General features: G+C 76.0%; 1 protein-coding gene. It reads left to right on the forward strand.

The window, feature by feature from the left end:
* A partial coding sequence (locus tag A5756_RS01860) for an acyltransferase (protein ID WP_197505722.1) occupies positions 1–643 on the forward strand: 643 nt, incomplete at both ends.

Here is a 643-nt window from a genome sequence, read left to right on the forward strand (position 1 = left end):
AGGCGCTGCTGACCGGCGCCGCGGCGGCGGCCCTGCTGGTCCGCGACTGGCCGTCGCTGAACCGGGGCTGGTGCCTGATCCGGACCCGGTGGGCCCGGCGGGTCGCGCGCGTTCTACCGCTCGCCGGCCTGGCGGGCCTCGCGGGGGCGACCCATTACGCCACCGGCAGCAGCGGCGAGTTCCGCCACGGGCTGCTCATCGGGGTTGCGATCGCCGCCGTCCTCGTGGTGGCGCCGGTGGCCCTGGAACAGCGGGGACCGGTAGCCCGCGTCCTGGCCGCACCACCCCTGGTGTGGCTGGGCACCATCTCCTACGGCGTCTATCTGTGGCACTGGCCGATCTTCCTGGCGCTCAACGGCGAACGCACCGGCTGGAGTGGACTGCCACTCTTCGCCGCCCGGTGCGGCGCGACGGTGGTGCTGGCCGCGGCGTCGTGGTGGCTGATCGAGCAACCCATCCGGCGCTGGCGGCCCGCGCGAGTGTCGCTGCTGCCGCTGGCGGCGGCGACGGTGGCCAGCGCCGCCGCGGTGACCCTGCTGGTGGTTCCGGTGGGGACCGGCCCCGGCCTGCGTGAGGCGGGACTGCCGCCGGGAGTCTCTGCGGTCGCAGCGGTATCTCCGTCCCCGCCGGGCGGCAGCCGGGC

Source organism: Mycobacterium sp. 852002-53434_SCH5985345, from assembly GCF_001667155.1.
In the GTDB taxonomy this organism is placed as follows: Bacteria; Actinomycetota; Actinomycetes; order Mycobacteriales; family Mycobacteriaceae; genus Mycobacterium.